This window comes from Aeromonas sp. MR16 (assembly GCF_022549315.1).
GTDB lineage: Bacteria > Pseudomonadota > Gammaproteobacteria > Enterobacterales > Aeromonadaceae > Aeromonas > Aeromonas aquatica.
Window position 1 is genome coordinate 106834 of record NZ_JAKZFK010000007.1, and the last position, 16980, is coordinate 123813.

Sequence of the window (16980 nt, forward strand, 5' to 3'; positions counted from 1 at the left end):
TCTTTGTTTTTTCCCTGTTATTTCCGCTCACCGCAAGTCGGGCAGTATCTGCTTGGCTATCTCGAAGTAGATGATGAGGCCGGTGCCATCCACCAGGGTGGAGATGAAGGGGGCCGAGACCACGGCCGGATCTATCCTGAAACGACGCAGCACCATGGGGATCACCGAGGCGACGGTGGCGCTCCAGAGCACGATAGCCACTATGGTCAGGGTGACCACCATGCCGATCTCGGGACCCACTCCCAGGCTCCAGGCCCGCACCCAGGCCGCCACCGCGATGGTCATCGAGATGAACAGACCGGTGGAGAGTTCCTTCTTCAAGACGGTGCCGAGGTTCTTCAGGCTCACCTCCCCCACCGCCATGGCGCGCACTATGGTGGTGGTGATCTGGGTGCCGCTGTTGCCGCCGGTGCCGATCAGCAGCGGGATGAAGAAGGCCAGGGCGATGGCCGCCTCCAGCTGCTCCTCAAAGGCCCGCAGCACAGTGCCGGTATAGGCCTCGGCCACAAACAGGATGAGCAGCCAACCCACCCGCTTGCGCCACAGCTGCCAGGGCGTCGCCTGCAGATAGGGAATATCCAGCGGCGAGGAGCCTCCCTGCAGCTCCGCATCCTCGGTGGACTCGCGCTCCAGGATGTCGGCGGCATCGTCCACGTGAAAGACCCCCACCAGGCGGCCCTGGGCCTCCACCGGCAGGATCGAGAGATCGCGATCGATCAGCAGACGGGCGGCCAGCTCCTGATCGGCACGGGCATCGATGCGCACCGTCTCCCGCTCCATCAACTCGCTGACTGGCAGCAGGGGATCCGCTATCAGCAGTGACTTGAGGGAGACGCTGCCAAGCAGCCGCCGCTCACCATCGATCACATACAAGTCCTGAAACAGCTGGGCCTTGTCCCAGGCGTCGTGGATCAGCTGCTTGGCGCAGCCCACCGTCTCCTGCCCGTCGATGGCCAGGTATTCGTGACGCATGTTGGCGCCGACCGATTCACTCGGCCAGTCCAGCAGCGAATGGAAGCTGGTCTGTACGGGCTCCGGGAAACGGGCGAGCAGCTGGTGGCGATCGTCGTCATCGAGCCTGCGCAAGATGGCCAGCAGATCCCGTCTGGGGATGGCGCCCTGCAACAGGCCGACGATGCTGGCATGCAGCCGCAACAGCAATCGGCCGGCACAGTCCGCTGGCAATGAGACGAGCAGTTCGGCACCGTCAGGGGTGGGCAGGGTATCGAAGATACAGTTGAGCTCTTCCGGGCGCAGGGTCAGCAGTTGGTCGGCGCGGGCAACCGGATCCAGGTTGCGGGCGAGCCAGCCCTGCAGAGCGGCCAGGTCGAGCAGTTGATGACGATTGAGCAGGTGGTGTGTTTTCTTCATCACAGATATCCTCATGTGATCCCGGGTCGAGCCCGGGAGCAACCGGTCATACCGGCCGCCGTTTGCAAGAAAACAGCAATTTGATTGACGAGTAACAGGCAGGAAATGACGCCGTCCGGCGTGTCTTCATCCCCACGTACCAGCTTTAGCACTGCATAACGTATCCGGCATGCCGGAAGCCACTTGGGTTTACACCTTAATCCGATGAAAACTGTCCTGATCTTGGGCGTCTCTGGACGTCGTGAGATCAGTGGCCTGTGTTTATGCAGGAGCCTCGCCTAACGAGATGCTGCGAAAAAATAGCCACAGCCCTGGGCTGTGCGGGCGGCATCATCGACCAGAGGCTGGCCCGAGTCAAGCTAGTAGGGCCCCTGGCAACGGGTTGTTACAAATTGAGCGACGGTGTGGGAAAACGGACGGCAGACGGCGGGAGAGGAGACAAGGCTCCCCCGGGCCACGGGGGGGCACTATTTCAGCGTATGTCAGCGGATATAGTCGAACAGGGTCAGCTTGCTTATCTTGCTGAAGGCGAGCTGGGTGGCGCTCATGGCTGCGTCTTCCTTGGAGAGGGTCGCTATCACCTCGTACATGTCGGCCTCCGAGACCTTGGCTCGCGCCTGCTGGTTCAGGGTACTGAGGCCATCGTTCGAGCTCATCACCTGCTCCAGGCTGTTGAGCCGGCTGCCCACGTCCCCCTGTCCCCTGTCCACCTTGGTTCTGGCGTTGTCCATGTGGGTGGTGGCATTGGCCACCGCCAGCTGGAAGTTGTCCGCCGAGAGGGTGGGGTCGCGCAGGGCCGTGATGAAGTCGGACATGCCGTTGAGCACGTTGTCGTTCTTCGGTGCATCCAGCACGAAGTTTTGATCCGCGCCGCCTGCGGGCAGGTCCAGGGTCAGCTCCAGCCCGTTGAAGGCTATCTTGTTACCCGTGCTGTAGTCGCCGTTTTGCACCACAGTGCCGCCACTGTCCTTGATCTCGTAGGTGTCCGGCGGACCCGCCAGGGTGCTCACGGTGAACTGGTTGCTGGCAAGAGACGAGTCGTAGTGGTTGCGATAGAAGCTCTCGAAGTTCGCCTGATCCCCGACGCCCACCTTGATGTTGGCGCTGGCGGCGCTGGCGGTGCGCCGGGTTCCCACCATCTCGAACAGATCAAAGCCGGAGTCATTGGCCGGGATCTGCACCGTGGGGGAGACCTGGATGCTGCGCTGGCCCGTGTCCCCCTGGAACACGTAGTTGCCGCTGGCGTCCTTGACGAAGGGCTGGGTCTTGCTCTGGTTGCCGCCGAAGATGTACTCCCCCTGGGAGTTCTTGCTGTTCATCAGGTCGAACATCTGCTTTTGCAGCCCCTCCAATTCGCTTGCGATGGCGCCGCGCTCCTCGGATCCCATGGCCGAGCTGTTCGCCTTCTGGATCAGGGTCTTGGCGCTGAGCATGGCGGTGTTGATGGAGGTGAGGACGGTGTCTTCGTGGCCCAGGCTGTTCTCCAGCAGGCTACCGTTGACGCTGTACTGCTTGAACAAGTCGATCTCCTTGGTCAGCGCCATCTTCTGGCTCATGCCGGAGGGATCTTCCCCCGCCCGGGTGAACTTGTCCCCGGACATCAGCTGGTTGTAGGCCGTGTTCTGGCGCTCGCTGACCTTGCTCATGGTGGCGAGGTTGCGGTCATAGATCATGTTGGTGGTGATGCGCATGCGTTACCTCACGGAAGACAACAGGGTATCGAAGATGGCCTTGGCGGTGCTGACTATCTGGGCCGAGGCGGCATAGGACTGCTGGAAGCGGATGAGGTTGGCCGCCTCCTCCTCCAGATTGACGCCGGAGACGCTCTCGTAGATGCCGGTGCTCTGGGTCAACTTGGCTTCGTTGGCCTGCAGCAGGGTCTTGGCCTGGCTGGTCTTGTTGCCCACCCCGGTCACCAGCGCGCTGTAGGCATCGTTGAAGGTCATCTTGTCGTTGCTGGTGGCGGCGTTGTTGTTCTTGCGCACCAGCGTCTTGTTTTGCAGCTCCGCCAGCGCCAGCCCGTTGGCGTTGTCGGCGAAGCCGTCCTTGTTGTAGCTCAGGGTGAAGCTGTCCTTGGCCTCCACCTTGCCGGTGATGCTGAAGTCGTAGCCCGGGGTCTGGGTCGGATCGGCATAGACCTTGGGCCCCCCCAGCGGGCTCTCGAGGGCGGCCATCAGGTTCTGGCCCTTGCTGGATGCCGGGGCGACCCCGATGAGGTTGTTGTTCTTGTCATAGACCTCGTAGTTGCCGCCGTTGTCGATCTTGACGGCCTGAGGCGCGTTTGGATTCAGGCTGTTGGCGCCAAAACCCGACCCCGTGCCGGTGTGATAGACACCGGTCATCTTTATCTCACCAGAGCCTATATTTTGAGAGTTTTTATCTGCTTTTATAGGTGAGGCCAGCGCAATATCTTCCGGTCGGGTGATCGCGGCCTCGAGACCTGCTGCAGCATGCTTGGTTGGTTGCAGCAATATCTTGTCACCGGCGGCCGGAGTACCTTCGATATCGATCTCGATGCCGTGTCCCGCCACCTCGAACTTGGCGGGGGGGGTAGCCCCCGTCATGAGCGAGGTGCGCTTGCCGGTGCCGTCGATGGAGAACACCTCATAGCCGGTGGCGCTGCTGAACTTGACCTCGTAGTCGAAGGTGGTCACCTCTGTCCCCTTGCCGGGCACGAAGCTCACGCTGGCGGCACCATTGCCGGTGTTACTGCCATAAGGGAGCCCCTGACTGTCCTTGAGGGAGAAGAGATCCCCTCCCAACTCGTTGTCCAAGTCCATCCCCAGCCGGTTCTGCTGGTTCATGGCATCGGCCATGGCGACGGCCAGCTGCCCCAGTTCCCGCTTGGAGGGCTCCAGATCCCGGCGCGCGCTGAACAGCCCGCCGATGCCGCCCCCGATGTCCTTGTCGTTGATGTTGACCTTGTTGGATCCCAGGTTGAGCTGCAGGGCCGACTCGCGAGAGTCGGGATCCCCCGCCACCACCTTGAACTGGGCCACGCCGCCATCCAGCACCAGGGAGTGGCCCGTGCTCATGTTGACCAGCATGCTGCCGTTGGGTTGGGTCACGGTGCGGATCTCCATCTTCTCGGAGAGCTGGCGCACGGCCTCGTCGCGCTGATCGAACAGCATCAGGCTCTCTTCCGGCGTCCCCTTGGTGCGGACGATGGCCTGGTTCAGATCGTTGATGCTGTTTAGCAGGCTGTTGACCCTGTCGGTCTCGTCGCTGATGGTGGCGTTGATGGTGTCTGACTGCTTGTCGAGCTGGGCAGAGAGGGTGTGGTACCTGTCCACCATGCCGTTGAGCTCGCTCAGGGTCGTCTTGCGCCCGCCGATCTCGGCCGGCGACTCGTTGGCGGTATGGAAAGCCTTGAAGTAGGAGGTAATGGTGGTGCCCACGCTGTTACTGGTGTCACCGAGCAGGCTGTCCAGCTGGAACAGCTGATTATAGCGTGTGTTCGAGGCGTTGTAGGCGGAAGTATCGCGGCGTACCTCCCCCTGGGCATAGGCGTTGATGACCCGCTCGCTGATCATGTCCCCCGTCCCCAATCCGACGGAATTGGTGTAGATCAGGGTGCGTTCACGTACATAGCCCTGGCTATTGACGTTGACGATGTTGTTACTGGTGGTCTGCAGCAGTCGCTGCTGGGCCATCACACCCGAGGTTCCAATTCCAAGCAGATCGCTTGCCATAACTTACAGCTCCATCTCTGTGTTCCTGGTCGCGGCGTAGCCGGCAATGGCATCACTGCGCAACACTTGTTTCAGTTTCCTGGCGTACTGGGGATCGGTGGCATAACCGGCCTGCTGCAACGCCTCGAAATAGCGTTCCGGACTATCCGCCTTGGCCAGTGCCCCCTTGTAGCGGGAGCCCGAGGTGAGGAAATCCACATAGTCGTTGAAGCTCTCTTCAAACGACTCATAGGAACGAAACGCCGCCTTCTGGCGAGACGCCACTCCTTGCTCATATTCCAGGGTGCTGACCACCGCCTTGGGGCCATCCCAGCGCGGATCGGCCTTGATGCCGAACAGGTTGTGGGTCATCTGTCCCTCCCCGTCCTTGATCACCCGCTTGCCCCAGCCGCTTTCCAGCGCCGCCTGAGCCACCAGCACTGCCGGGCTCAGTCCCAGCTTGTCCGCCGCCTTCTTGGCCAGCGGCATCAACCGATGCACAAACTCTTCCGGGCTGTCGAACACCTTGGCGCTGCCACCCGCCCCCTCTACCCCTTGACTGCCACTCAGACGCTGGCTATCTCCCATGGGAGGCACGGTACGGTGGGGGCGTCTGGGCGGGGCAAACCGGGGCTCGGCCCCATTCAGCTCGCTATTCATCTCTTTTTCAGCAAAATCTTTGCCAACTTTTGAGGCTGCGATCAAATCATTGGGGGCCGAGGTCGGCGGCTGATAGGGTTTGTAGACACGCTCGGTGCGCTGGGGCAGCTTGAGCACCCGCCCGTCATCGTGGGTGAAGCTCTTCTCGGGGGAGAACTGTTTGGCCACCATCTCGGCAATGCCGAGGCCGCCCTTGCTCGACATGTCGGCGACCCGCTGCTCGTCCAGCATCCCTTCGTAGAACTGGGTGTAGCTGCTGTTCATGGGGTTGTCTTCGGTCAGCACCGAGTTGGCCTGACGCATCCCCTTGAACAGGGTCTGGGTGAAGATGGACTCGAACTGGCGAGCCGCCGCCATCAGCGCATCGGCCTTCCCCTCCTTGCTCATGCTCATCCGGCGCAGCTTGTCCAGGTTCTGGACATCCTGCACCATGCCAAGATTGATCCCGCTCTGGGAGTCGAACTCTGCCATAACCTACCTCGTTGCCGCCCGTGGCAAACCCTTGCCGCCCAACACCTTGTTCAATGCACCCGAGCCCTCGAAGGGGGTCAACCCGATGTCATGCCCCGTCATTTACAAAATGACCAGCTGCCCCTGGATGGCCCCTGCCTGCTGCAGCGCCTCCAGGATCGCCATCAGATCGCCGGGCGCTATCCCGACCTGATTCACCGCCCGCACCAGATCGTCCAGGGTCGCGCCGGTATCGAGCTTGAACATCCGGCCCGGCTCCTGCTGCACGTTGATGGTGGAGTTGTTGGTGACCGCCGTCTGCCCGCCCGCCAGCGGATTGGGCTGGGAGACCTGCTGATTCTCGGCGATGGTCACCGTCAGCCCGCCATGGCTGATGGCGGCGGGTCGCAACTTGACCTGACTGCCGATGACGATGGTGCCGGTGCGCGAGTTCACGATGATCTTGGCGGACTCGGTGGCCGGATCCACCTCCAGGTTCTCGATGGTGGCCAGGTAGGAGACCCGCTGGTTGGGGTCCCGCGGCGCGAACACCTTGATGGAGGTCGCATCCAGCGCCTGGGCGGTGTTGGGTCCCACCAGATCGTTGACCACGTCGGCCACTCGCCTGGCGGTGGTGAAGTCAGGCCGGTTCAGGTTGAAGGTGATGGTGTCCCCCTGGGAGAAGGCATTTGGCACCTCGCGCTCCACGGTGGCGCCATTGGCGATGCGTCCCACGGTCGGGGTATTGACCACTACCTTGGAGCCATCGGCCCCCTCGGCGCCCAAACCGCCGACCACCAGGCTGCCCTGAGCCACCGCATAGACGCGCCCATCCAGCCCCTTGAGGAAGGTCTGCAGCAGGGTGCCGCCGCGCAGGCTCTTGGCCTCGCCGATGGCGGAGACGGTGACGTCTATGGTCTGACCCGGCTTGGAGAAGGGCGGCAGATCGGCGTGGATGGCGACCGGCGCCACGTCCTTGATCTTGGGCTTGATGTTATCCGGCACCTTGATGCCGAAGTTGTTGAGCATGGTCCTGAAGGTCTGCTCGGTGAAGGCGTTGTTCTTCTCGCCCGTGCCGGGCAGGCCCACCACCAGACCATAACCGATCAGCTGGTTGCTACGTACCCCTTCCACCGAGCTGAGATCCTTGATGCGGGAGGCGTGCGCCAGCCCGAGCGGCAAGCAGCAGCACAGCAGGGCGAGCAGACGGAGTCGATTCATGAGATCTCCTGACTGGACCTGGGTCCAGTGAATCCTAAATGGGCCACCAGGGACCGTTGAAGAAGCTGGTCAGCCAACCCTGTTCCTGGGTGTTGGCCAGATCGCCGGTGCCACCGTAATGGATGCGCGCGTTGGCGACCCGCTGGGACGACACGCTGTTCTCCGAGGTCACATCCTCGGGGCGCACCAGGCCGGTGATACGGATGTATTCGTTGCCGTTGTTGAGCATGATCCACTTCTCGCCGCGTACCAGCAGGTTGCCGTTCGGCAAGACCTTGACCACGCTGACCGAGATGTTGCCTTGCAGGCTGTTGCTCTGATCCGCCTTGGCCTGGCCCTTGAACGCGCTGGTCTGGCCGATGGAGGCCGACAGATCATAGGGGCTCGCCGTCACCGGCACCCCGCCCAGGGTGACGGGTTCCAGCTCCAGCTTGTTGTCCTTGCCGCTCTGGGTGTTGGCCTTCTTCGACGCCGAGGTCGATTCGGCCAGCTGGATGGTGATGATGTCACCCACCCTGTGGGCCTTGATGTCCGAATAGATGCCATTGACCTGCTCGGGCTGGAAGATGGCGCCGGTTGGCCGGACAGAGACCGGCTCAGACTCGCCATAAACGGGGGCGAAGTCGGGATCGTCGGGTTTGGCGGTGTTGGGTGTGCTGGCGCAGCCTGTCAGCGTCAACAGGCCCAGCATCCAGATGGCTTTCATCATGCGTCTCCGCTTATGTTCCTGATTAGGTGCGTTGGGTCAGGAAGGTGAGCATGAGGTTCAGCGCCGGACATTGCCAAAATAGTCGCTTAGTCATGTCACCTTCGCCTTAGGTCCGCTGAGTCAGGAAGGACATCATGGAGTCCACCGCCGAAATGACCTTGGAGTTCATCTCATAGACCCGCTGGGCCTGAATGAGGTTCACCAGCTCCTCGGTCACGTTGACGTTGGAGGTCTCCAGCATGCCCTGCTTGACGACCCCGAGTCCGTCCGCACCGGCCGTGCCCTGGATGGGCGCGCCGCTCGACTGGGTCTCGAGGAACAAGTTCTCCCCCATGGGTTGCAGGCCGGTCGGGTTGACGAAGTCGGTGGTGTTGATCTGGCCCACCACCTGAGACTGACCATCCCCCTTGAGCTGCACCGAGACCTGACCATCCTCCCCCACGGTCACGCTCTGGGCGTTCTCGGGGATCTGGATCTCCGGTTGCAGCGGGTAGCCGTTGCCCGGGGTCACTATGGTGCCCTCATCGTTGAGGGTGAACTGGCCGTTGCGGGTGTAGGCGGCGCTGCCGTCCGGCAGCTGGATTTCGAAGTAGCCGCGGCCGCTGATCATCAGATCCAGGGAGTTGTCCGTGGTCTGCACGTTGCCCTGGCTGTGGTTCTTCTGGGTGGCGACCACCTTGGCCCCCGCCCCCAGCATCAGGCCGGAGGGCAGTTCGGTGTCTGCCGAGGAGCGGCCACCTGGCTGGTTGATGTTCTGATAGAGCAGGTCCTCGAAGATGGCGCGAGCCTTCTTGTAGCCAACGGTGCTGGCGTTGGCGAGGTTGTTCGAGGTGACAGAGATGTTGGTCTGCTGGGCATCGAGGCCGGTCTTGCTGATCCAGAGTGCAGGATTCATGGTGTGCTCCTTGATTAGCTGATACGCAGCAGCTGGGTTTGGGCCTCGTCATTTTCCTCGGCGGTCTTCATGATCTTGACCTGAGTTTCAAACTGACGTTGCAAGCGAATAAGGTTGGTCATCTCGTCGACCACATTGACGTTGCTGCCTTCCAGCGAGCCCGCCAGCAGGCCGACCTCGGCGGAGGCGGCTTCATTCTGGCCGTCCTTGCGGCGAAACAGGCCATCCTGGCCCTTCGCCACCGTGTCGCTGGCCGGATTGACCAGCTTGATGCGCTGGAAATCTTCCGGCAGGTTGGCGGCGGCGCCTTCGGGACGGCCGCTGATGGTGCCATCCCGGTTGATCTCGATCTTCTCCATGGGCAGCGGCAGCACGATTGGCTGACCGCCGTCGTCCACCACGTTGAGTCCGGTCGAGGTCTGCAGGTTGCCGGCCGCATTGAGCTGCAAGTTGCCCATGCGGGTATAGGCCTCTTTCCCATTGGGGTCCTGCACCGCAATCCAGCCCGGGCCGTCGACGGCGACGTCAAGATCCCGCCCCGTCGTCATCAGCATGCCGTGCTGCAGGTTCTGGCCCGGACTCTCGGTCATGGCGAACACCCGCGTGGGCAGCCCTTCACCAAACGCCTGCATGCTGCGCGCCTGCTCGAAGTCAGACTTGAAGCCGATGGTGTTGGCGTTGGCCAGGTTGTTGCCACGCACAGCCAGGCTGTTCATGTTCTCCTTGGCCCCGGACATGGCGATATAAAGCAGGTGATCCATGGGATCCTCCGTCAAACAGATGACTCTGGAGGAACAACTGCAAGTTGAATGCCAAGACAAATAAAAGGGGGCAGCAGAGGCAGGAAAACGCCCAGAACAGGCGCGAAAAAGGCGCCGAAGCGCCCTTTTCGAGATGAAAACCGGTTAGCGGATCTGCAGTATGCTCTGCTGCAGCGAGGTGTTCACCTCCAGCGAACGGGAGTTGGCCTGGAAGTTGCGCTGGGCGGTGATGAGATCCACCAGCTCCGTGGTCAGGTCCACGTTGGACTGCTCCAGCGCCGAGGACTTGATGGAGCCGAATGTGCCCGAATTGGGAGTGCCTGGCAGCGCCTCACCGGAGAGCAGGGATTGACGCCAGGAGGTGTCCCCCACCTGGGTCAGCCCCTGGGAGTTGGCGAACTTGGCCATGGCCACCATGGCCACCTTGACCGTGGTCGCATTGCTGTAAGTGGCGGAGACGATGCCATCCGCCCCAATCTCGACCTTGGTCAGACGACCGACGGTGGAGCCATCCTGGGTCAACTTGTTGACCTCGAACGGTGAGGAATACTGGGTCACGGGGCCGAGCTTCATCTCGATCGCCTGGGTGCCGTCGGCACCATTGGTGATGATGCCGGCACCCGCCGCTCCCAGTTGTTCGGTCTTGATGACCGCAGGCGTGGTCGGGGTCACCATCTTGCCGGAGGCATCGAAGGTAACCCGGGCGCTCAGGGGGGCCTGGCTGACGCCGGTGGCCATGGTGGTGGCCGTGCCGCCCGCGATGTCGATGGGCTTGTCACCCTGATACAGGTACATGCGCCAGGCGGTCGGCACGACCGGCTTGGTCACATCTGCCGGGTCGGCTTCCTTGACGAAGTACTGGGTGATGGTATGGGGTTCACCCAGGGAGTCATACACCACGACCGAGGTGGAGGAAGAGTAGGTGGTCGAATCCTTGGGATCGAACTTGGAGGCATCCGCGGCACCGTTGCCCGCCGCCAGCGGAGACGCCGTGGAAGGCAGGTTGAAGCCGGCATCTATCTGGGACGTCATGACTGGCTCACCGGCCCGATCCGGGATCTGGATGGGCTTGGTCGCGTTGATGCTCACCGCCTTGGGGGTGCCGTCGGCGTTGGTCTCATAGCCCTGCAGGTAGCCGCCGGAGTTGCTGACCATATAGCTGTTTTCGTTGAGCTTGAAGGCGCCTGAGCGGGTATAGGTGCGGTCCAGGCTATTCATGTTATCGGCGGTGACGAAGAAGCCGTTGCCCTGGATGGCGAGATCCAGCGCGTTATTGGTAAATTGCAGCGCCCCCTGGTGGAACTGCTGTGCCACCGCGCCCGTTGCGACACCGTTGCCGACCTGGGTCTTGGCGTTGACGAAGATGGAGTTGGCGTAGACGTCCGCAAACTCGGCGCGAGACTCCTTGAAGCCGGTGGTATTGACGTTGGCAATGTTGTTCGCGGTGACGTTCAGGTCTTTTTGAGCCGCATTGATGCCGCTGAGGGCATTGTTAAATGACATGTCTTTATCTCCTTAGATCACAGCTTTAGAGGTCGAGTCCGGGGTCGTGGTCGACTTGCCGGTCGTCCCGCCAATTTCCAATACGTCGGTCAGATAGATGCCACCCAGCCCCTTGAGTTTGAGGGTGCTGGGGTTGGTGCTGGTGCCGAGGGTGACGCTCTCGACCTGGGCGTAGGCCAGTGCCGGGATAGCCTCCGACTTGCCATTCACGGTGCCGTGGATCTCGATCTGGTATTTGCCGCTCTTGGCCAGGTTGCCGTCCTTGTCCTTGCCGTCCCACTCGAAGGCCACGTTGCCCTTCTTCTCACCCTCGATGGCAAACTCCTTGACGACCTGACCGCTCTCGTCCTTCACCGTCACCTTGAGGTTGCTGGCGCCGTCGCCGGTGGCGATCATGCCGGAGACGGACCCACCCTTCTCCAGATAGCCGGTGTTGGAGGGGATGAGTACGCTCTGGCCCACCAGCGCCGACGCCTGCAGCGCCTGGCTGGAGGTCATCAGGCTGTTGAGGCTGCCCATCTGGGTAGAGAGGCTGCTGATCCCCTCCGAGGTCGACATGGATGTCATCTGGGACAACATCTGGGCGTTGTCCACCGGCTTGAACGGATCCTGATAGGAGAGCTGCATGGTCAGCAGCTTGAGGAAGGAAGCCTGATCGAGCTCCTTCTTCGGGGTCGTGGTGTTGGCCGTACTGGTCTGGTTCGTCGAAGTCCGGTTGACGCCGAGCAGGCTGTCATAGGTATCTGCCACTTATGCTCCCCCCTCTGTCCGGGTTTGCCGCGCGCCGCACAGGCCGAGCCAATGGCCGCGGCCAGGCAGGCTGTCACAGGTCTCTGTCATCTGGTTCACCTCTATCAGGATTTGCCGAGGCCGAGCGTCTGCTGCAGCATCTTCTTGGCCGCGTCGGCGACCTGGACGTTGGTCTGGTAACTGCGGGAGGCGGCAATCATGTCGGCCATCTCCTCCACCATGTTGACGTTGGGCTTGAAGATGAAGCCATCCTTGTCCGCCATGGGGTGGTTCGGGTTGTACTCCTTGAGCAGGGGCGCATCGCTCTCGACTATGCCTTTCACGTCGACCCCGACCGAGGCCTGCTTGTCGGACATGGCCTGATCCAGCTGGGCGGCAAAGACTGGCCGCCGGGCATGGTAAGTTTTTTCCACGCTGGAGCTGACGCTGTCGGCGTTGGCCATGTTGCTGGCGACCGTGTTGAGACGAACCGACTGCGCACTCATGGCTGAGCCTGCAATGTCAAAGACCTTGAACAAACTCATCATTGATCTCCTTTCAGTGCCTTGAGCAGGCCGCTTATCTTGCCGTTCATGAATTCGAGGGAGGCCTGGTACTCGAGGCTGTTGCGCAGGAACTCGCTGCGCTCCTGCTGCACATCCACGGTATTGCCGTCACCGGTATCCGGTTGCAGGGGGTTGCGGTACTGGGTCGTGCCCGGGGCATCCATCTGCAAGGCGAAGTGCTTCTCGCTGGTGGTGGCGAGGCCAAAGCCTTGCTGGCCCTGGGCGTCCTGCAACGCCTGAGAGAAGTTGATGTCCCTGGCCTTGAAGCCCGGGGTATCCGCGTTGGCGATGTTGCTCGATAGCACCTCCGCACGCTTGGCGCGAACGCTCAGCGTGTATTGGTGAATACCGAATGCCTTGTCGAATGAAATTGCCATAGCGCACCTCCTGCTTCACGAATGTTTAGCAAGAGGTGTGCCAAAGGGGGATTAGAAGGGATTATTTGATCTTGTAGACGATGCCGGGGTTGCAGCGGATCATCTCGAACTTGTCGGTGAGACCAGCAAGGGACTCCGAGGCCCCCAGCATCAGATAGCCACCGGGATTGAGGCTGCTGGCGAACTGGTTGAGGATCTTGGACTTCACCTCGGGCGCAAAGTAGATGAGCACGTTGCGGCAGAAGATGATGTCGAACTTGCCGAGCAGGCTGTAGCTCTCCAGCAGGTTCAGCGGTCGGAAGCTGGTCAATTTTCTGACACGCTCCGATACCCGCATCTTGTTGTCACCATGGGCCTCGAAGAACAACCGCTTGCGCTCGGGGGACAAGCCGCGCGCCAGCGCCAGGCTGTCATAGACCCCCTCCTTGCACTGGTTGAGCATGGTGCTGGAGATATCGGTCCCCACTATCTGCACCCCGCCCGGCAAGGTACCCGGCCGCTTGACCTGCTGCTCCAGCGCCGTCATGGCGATGGAGTAAGGCTCCTGCCCGGAGGAAGAGGCGGCGGACCAGATCTTGATGGGACGGCCGCTCTTGCCAAGTTCCGGGAAAATCTTATCGCTCAGCAGCTGAAACGGGTAGGTATCGCGAAACCACAGAGTCTCGTTGGTGGTCATGGCGTCAATCACGGCCATCTTCAGATCCCGTTCGCGCACGTTCATCGCCCGGGTCACCAGTTCAGACAGACTCTCGATACCAAACTGAGTCATCAAGGGCGACAGACGGCTCTTGACCAGATACTGTTTGTTGTCACCCAGCACTATGCCGCTCTGCAGCGCCAGAAAATGGCTGAATTGTTTGTATAAGTCGTCCGACAGTGTCTTCATGCAGTTTTTTCTTCTTTATTAGAGAGCGCCTTGTACGGCCTTGGCCAATTCATCAGGCTGGAATTTGGCAATGAAATTGTTCGCGCCAACCTTCTGTACCATGGCCTGATTGAACACCCCGCTGAGGGAGGTGTGCAGGATAACATGCAACTCCTTGAGCGCGGGATTGTTGCGGATCTCCGCCGTGAAGGTGTACCCGTCCATCTCCGGCATCTCGATGTCGGAGATGACCAGCGCAATCTGATCCTTGATGGGACCCAGCTTGGCCATCTCCAGCAGCATGTTGAGCGCCTCGCGCCCGTCTTTGGCCAGCACACACTGCACCCCGATCGCCTCCAGCGCCCGCTGCACCTGCTTGCGCGCCACCGAGGAGTCATCGGCGACCAACACCGGACGCCCGTGAGGATTGCGCTCCACGCTGGCTTCCACCAGCTCGGCACTCACCTCGGTGGAGACCGGCGAGATCTCGTTGAGGATGCGCTCCACGTCCAGGATTTCCACCAACTCGCCGTCCACCTCGGTGACCGCCGTCATGTAGTTGATGCGACCGGCCCCCTTGGGAGGCGGCAGGATGGACTCCCAGTTCATGTTGATGATGCGCTCGACCGATTGCACCAGGAACCCCTGAATGGATCTGTTGTACTCGGAGATGATGATGAAGCACTTGGAAATATCCTGGATCGGGCGATTGCCCATCGCCATGCTGAGATCGATCACCGAGATGGTCTGGCCACGGATATGGGCCACACCGCGAATGCAGGAGTTGAGTTTGGGCATGACGGTCAAGGGGGGGCATTGCAGCACCTCACGCACCTTGAACACGTTGATGCCAAATCTTTGACGTCCGTTGAGACGAAACAACAGTAACTCCAGTCGGTTTTGTCCCACCAGCTGGGTCCGTTGGTTGACCGAGTCCAAAATACTCGCCATAAACACTCCCTAAAAACGCTTGGCACTGATCGTGCATATGTCGCTGCATGCGGGTTGGCTTGCGTCAGACGATCGATGTCTCGGCAACCAAATTCAGCAGCAAGCATAGTTAACTACGGTGGTATACGTGATCAACTTATCGACCGGCAAGCAAAAATGATTAGTAGACTTTTCCTGATCTTACTGCCGTTTTGCGGCCTCTCTCACGCCATGGCGTCCGAGGTCACCCAATACCTGCAGGAACAGGCGCAGGCGTTCGTTCTCGGCCAGCTGGACATCCCCCTCGATGCCCAGGCCGAGGTCAAGGCCGCGGCCATCGATGAGCGGCTCCCCCTCAACCGCTGCGAGGATGGCCTGACCATCTCCTTCCCCGCCAGGATGGAGATCCGCCGCAACACCACCGTCTATCTTAAGTGCGGATCGGCGCAGCCCTGGGATCTCTACCTGCCGGTGCGGGTCAGCATCCAGAAGCCCTATGTCACAGTCGCTACCCCGGTGGCCAAGGGCGACATCCTCAGTGAGTCCATGCTGACCCTGGCCTATCAGGACCAGACCCTGGTCCGTGGCGACTATCTGAGCGATCCGGCCCCCCTCATCGGCGCACGCAGCAAGCGTGAACTGAAACCGGGTCAACCCGTTCGGCTCACCCAGGTCTGTGTGGTGTGCAAAGGAGACGAGGTGACTCTCCTCGCCGAAAATAGCAGCATGCAGATCAAAACCATGGCCCGAGCCTTGCAAGATGGCAGCTTCGGAGACATGATCAGGCTAGTTAACATTCGCTCGGGCAGACAGGTACAGGGCACCGTCAGTGCCGTTGGTTCCGTGGTGGTCACATTTTGATTATTTTGTTAATGCTTCGATTTTTTTTCTAAAGTTCTGACCACCGTCACCGATAAACAGATAAGCGAACAGCAAAGCAGACGAAGGTAAAGCGTATGGCTATCAACAATATCAACAACTTGGCAAACAGCAGGTTGCAAAATAACGCAACCAGTCAGGGTGTGGCCAGCAAGTCTACGACCTCGGCCGAAGGCAACCGCGCGGCAACCGTCAAGACTGACTCTGTCTCCTTGACCAATGAGGCGCAGCAATTGCAACAGATGCAGAAGACCCTCAACACCGCCTCCACCGGTAATGATAGCCGCGTCGAAAGCCTGAAGAAGGCCGTGGCCAGTGGGGAATACAAGGTCGACAGCGCCGCCGTGGCCAAGAAGATGTTCAGTTTTGAAGCCGATCTGGATAAACGGCTCGGATGATGGATCTGCCTTCGCTGCTGCACGCCCAAGACGAATACCTCTCCCAGATGCAAGGCTTGCTGGCGGAGGAGTTTGACCTGCTCAAACAACACCAGGCCCTGGCCTTGCCGGCGCTGACCGATCGCAAGCAGCAACTGCTGCTGGCTATCGAGACCCTGGACAAGAGTCTGGCCGAGCTGCCCGATCTGCAGCAACGGCTCGCTGCCTTCCCGGCACAGATGCAGGCATTGCAAGCCAAGCTGGACGCCTGCCAGGAGCAAAACAACCTCAATGGTCGACTGCTCGAGCTCAGCATCATCTCCAACCGCCGCCTTGCCAGTTTTCTCAGCAAGCTGCGCGACAGAAATTCCCTGACCTACGACGCCAAGGGCAACACCCGCTCCGGCACCCGCTCCCTGGGTATCAAGGCCTGATCCTTTCCCCTCTTTGTATCCGCGTATCCGCTAGCCTTTCACAACACCAGCCGCATCAGCTCGGCGCCATCGGCGCAGGCATGAATGCGCAGCATCCCCTCCTCATAACAGCCATAGCTGGCCGCCCAGTCCCCCCGCGGAAAACAGATGGATCCCGGATTCACCAGCACCAGATCCCCTTCCCGCTGCAGCACGGGGACATGGGTATGGCCGCTGATAAACAGGCTGCCCGCCGGCAGGGGCACCTCGCCTGGGCGGTAGAGGTGGCCGTGGCTGACGAACCAGCGCCGCCCGTCCACCAGCAGCTGGTTGTAAGGCGCGGTGATGGGGAAATCGAGCAGCATCTGATCCACTTCCGAATCACAGTTGCCCCGCACCGCCATGATGCGGGGGGCCAGCTGATTGAGCCGCTCGGCCACCGCCGCGGGCGCATAGCCTGCCGGTACCGGATTGCGCGGGCCGTGATTGAGCAGATCCCCGAGCAGCAGGTAGTGATCCGGCTGCCAGGGGGCGAGCCGCGCCAACACCTGCTCCAGGGCATCCAGACTGCCGTGCACATCGGAAACAATGGCTATCTTCATC

Annotated in this window: 18 protein-coding genes and 1 riboswitch; of the genes, 3 read left to right on the forward strand and 15 right to left on the reverse strand. The window is 60.9% G+C overall.

All coding sequences use genetic code 11. From position 1 onward, the window contains the following. Positions 1-27 precede the first annotated feature (27 nt). The 14 genes from mgtE to MM194_RS07900 all read right to left on the reverse strand — a co-directional run bounded on the left by mgtE (position 28) and on the right by MM194_RS07900 (position 14729). Positions 28-1371 (reverse strand): magnesium transporter, encoded by a 1344-nt coding sequence (mgtE, locus tag MM194_RS07835; protein WP_033131142.1) that lies wholly within the window; start codon positions 1369-1371, stop codon positions 28-30. Positions 1372-1494: 123 nt separating this feature from the next. Then, positions 1495-1664: riboswitch (M-box (ykoK) riboswitch) on the reverse strand. A 189-nt stretch (positions 1665-1853) separates the two neighbouring features. Then, positions 1854-3062, reverse strand: a complete 1209-nt coding sequence (gene flgL, locus MM194_RS07840; RefSeq protein WP_033131141.1) for a flagellar hook-associated protein FlgL — start codon at positions 3060-3062, stop codon at positions 1854-1856. Between the two features lie 3 nt (positions 3063-3065). Continuing rightward, positions 3066-5063 carry a flagellar basal body rod C-terminal domain-containing protein gene (locus MM194_RS07845; RefSeq protein WP_241343241.1) on the reverse strand — a complete coding sequence of 666 codons (1998 nt, stop codon included), beginning with the start codon at positions 5061-5063 and terminating at the stop codon, positions 3066-3068. A gap of 3 nt (positions 5064-5066) precedes the next feature. After that, a complete protein-coding gene (gene flgJ, locus MM194_RS07850; protein WP_241343242.1) occupies positions 5067-6173 on the reverse strand; it encodes a flagellar assembly peptidoglycan hydrolase FlgJ in 1107 nt (368 codons plus the stop codon). A 102-nt stretch (positions 6174-6275) separates the two neighbouring features. Then, complete coding sequence (locus MM194_RS07855) at positions 6276-7373, reverse strand: flagellar basal body P-ring protein FlgI (protein WP_033131138.1); 1098 nt, start codon at positions 7371-7373, stop codon at positions 6276-6278. A gap of 34 nt (positions 7374-7407) precedes the next feature. After that, positions 7408-8079, reverse strand: a complete 672-nt coding sequence (gene flgH, locus MM194_RS07860) for a flagellar basal body L-ring protein FlgH (protein ID WP_033131137.1) — start codon at positions 8077-8079, stop codon at positions 7408-7410. Between the two features lie 109 nt (positions 8080-8188). Next, positions 8189-8977: a flagellar basal-body rod protein FlgG gene (gene flgG / locus MM194_RS07865; protein WP_033131136.1), complete on the reverse strand. Its 789-nt coding sequence runs from the start codon at positions 8975-8977 to the stop codon at positions 8189-8191. Positions 8978-8991: 14 nt separating this feature from the next. Further along, positions 8992-9738, reverse strand: a complete 747-nt coding sequence (flgF, locus tag MM194_RS07870) for a flagellar basal-body rod protein FlgF (protein WP_033131135.1) — start codon at positions 9736-9738, stop codon at positions 8992-8994. 144 nt (positions 9739-9882) lie between these two features. Continuing rightward, positions 9883-11241, reverse strand: a complete 1359-nt coding sequence (gene flgE / locus MM194_RS07875; protein WP_241343243.1) for a flagellar hook protein FlgE — start codon at positions 11239-11241, stop codon at positions 9883-9885. A gap of 12 nt (positions 11242-11253) precedes the next feature. Then, entirely contained in the window at positions 11254-11991 is a 738-nt protein-coding gene (locus MM194_RS07880; protein WP_033131133.1) for a flagellar hook assembly protein FlgD, read from the reverse strand. Between the two features lie 104 nt (positions 11992-12095). Beyond that, positions 12096-12515: a flagellar basal body rod protein FlgC gene (flgC, locus tag MM194_RS07885; protein ID WP_005329775.1), complete on the reverse strand. Its 420-nt coding sequence runs from the start codon at positions 12513-12515 to the stop codon at positions 12096-12098. Then, positions 12515-12913, reverse strand: a complete 399-nt coding sequence (flgB, locus tag MM194_RS07890) for a flagellar basal body rod protein FlgB (protein ID WP_033131132.1) — start codon at positions 12911-12913, stop codon at positions 12515-12517. The genes flgC and flgB overlap by 1 nt, the downstream gene beginning before the upstream one ends. Positions 12914-12974: 61 nt before the next feature. Continuing rightward, positions 12975-13799 (reverse strand): protein-glutamate O-methyltransferase, encoded by an 825-nt coding sequence (locus MM194_RS07895; protein WP_033131131.1) that lies wholly within the window; start codon positions 13797-13799, stop codon positions 12975-12977. Between the two features lie 18 nt (positions 13800-13817). Continuing rightward, complete coding sequence (locus MM194_RS07900; protein ID WP_033131130.1) at positions 13818-14729, reverse strand: chemotaxis protein CheV; 912 nt, start codon at positions 14727-14729, stop codon at positions 13818-13820. 234 nt (positions 14730-14963) lie between these two features. Between MM194_RS07900 and flgA the strand changes: the two genes are divergently transcribed. The 3 genes from flgA to MM194_RS07915 all read left to right on the forward strand — a co-directional run bounded on the left by flgA (position 14964) and on the right by MM194_RS07915 (position 16398). Next, entirely contained in the window at positions 14964-15569 is a 606-nt protein-coding gene (gene flgA, locus MM194_RS07905; protein ID WP_277605078.1) for a flagellar basal body P-ring formation chaperone FlgA, read from the forward strand. A 95-nt stretch (positions 15570-15664) separates the two neighbouring features. Further along, positions 15665-15985, forward strand: a complete 321-nt coding sequence (gene flgM / locus MM194_RS07910) for a flagellar biosynthesis anti-sigma factor FlgM (RefSeq protein ID WP_241343244.1) — start codon at positions 15665-15667, stop codon at positions 15983-15985. After that, positions 15982-16398: a flagellar protein FlgN gene (locus MM194_RS07915; protein WP_033131128.1), complete on the forward strand. Its 417-nt coding sequence runs from the start codon at positions 15982-15984 to the stop codon at positions 16396-16398. The genes flgM and MM194_RS07915 overlap by 4 nt, the downstream gene beginning before the upstream one ends. 38 nt (positions 16399-16436) lie before the next feature. Here MM194_RS07915 and yfcE read toward each other — a convergent pair whose 3' ends face one another. Further along, the gene (gene yfcE / locus MM194_RS07920) at positions 16437-16979 is read right to left on the reverse strand and encodes a phosphodiesterase (protein ID WP_241343245.1); all 543 of its coding nucleotides are present in this window, start codon (positions 16977-16979) and stop codon (positions 16437-16439) included. Position 16980 lies beyond the last annotated feature (1 nt).